Here is a 1320-nt window from a genome sequence, read left to right on the forward strand (position 1 = left end):
CCCCCCTACTTATAGAAACCATGTTTAAGCTGGTTGAGACGAACAGATCTCGCATAACAAGCGATGTTATGGAACTATGAGCAGTGCTTAGGGGTGCCGGCAATATACGTGAGAGGGTGAGTTTTTCATGAATCCAGTCATTGGCCTGGATATTTCAAAAGGTAAAAGTGATGGACAAGTTTTCTTAGACAAAGGCCAGCCCTTTGGACATCCATTTTGTTTTCAGCATAATCAAGATGGTCTTAAGCAGCTTCTAGACGTCATTACCAACGTGCAGATTAAGGCTGAAAAGGCCCCGATTGTTATTTTGGAATCCACGGGCCACTATCACCAAGCCGTTATACAGTATTTAGAGGAGCACGGCATCTTGTTCTTAGTCGTAAACCCTCTCATTTCACATCAAGCCAAGAAATCAAGTCTACGCAAAGTGAAAACGGATGCGGTTGATGCCTTCCGGCTATGTGAACTGTATTACAAAGAGGAATTTGAAGACCATAAAAAACGTGGCGTTCAATTATTGAATCTTAGACATTTAACGCGTCAGTATGACTCTCTTACGCAAATGTATGTACAGGTAAAACTTCAGTTCCAAGCCGTTTTAGATCAGGTATTCCCAGACTACAGAGGTATCTTCGGTGACCTCTATTCCAGAGTTTCTCTGCAACTTCTTAAGCAATTTACGACTCCTACTGCCTTTCAAGTTGCTGGAGAAGCGAATATCGCCAACACAATTACATGCCTATGCCCAAGTCGATCTGATCGCTGGGCTGACGAAAAAGCAAGCCTTATCCTGGCAGCTGCAGCTAACAATCCTTTTCAGAAAGTAGGCTACAGTAGCCATTTGATAAGCTTAGTGTTATACATCGATTTACTCCTTCAGTACCAAGAGCATCTTTCCCATCTACGAAGTCAGGTTGATGCTCTTGCTGAAGAAGTTGAGGCTTATCAGATTATCCAATCGATACCCGGTATAGGAAGCAAAATCGCTGCAACGATTCTGTCTGAGATCGGGGAGATCCATCGGTTTAATCACGCTAAAAAGCTGGTTGCTTTCGCAGGAATTGACCCTAGTGTTTACGCTTCAGGTAAGTTCACAGCTACCAGCAATCGCATTACCAAACGTGGTTCAAAAAAGCTACGACACGCCTTATATCTCGCCGTATTGTGCGGTCTTAGGAAGTCAGGCAGCAAGAGACTACGTGAGTTTTACGACAAGAAGCGCGAATCAGGAAAGCCTTATCGCGTCGCTCTGATTGCGTGTGTTAACAAGCTCCTGCACTGGATTTATGCATTATTAGTGAAGCAAGAGAGCTTTGTTGA

The 1320-nt window shown here is 43.8% G+C and carries 1 protein-coding gene; it reads left to right on the top strand.

All coding sequences use genetic code 11. The features are described from left to right. Positions 1-127 precede the first annotated feature (127 nt). A partial coding sequence (locus AC50X8_RS32380; RefSeq protein ID WP_494883711.1) for an IS110 family RNA-guided transposase occupies positions 128-1320 on the top strand: 1193 nt, incomplete at its 3' end.

It is taken from the genome of Paenibacillus sp. JT22N15 (assembly GCF_059383755.1).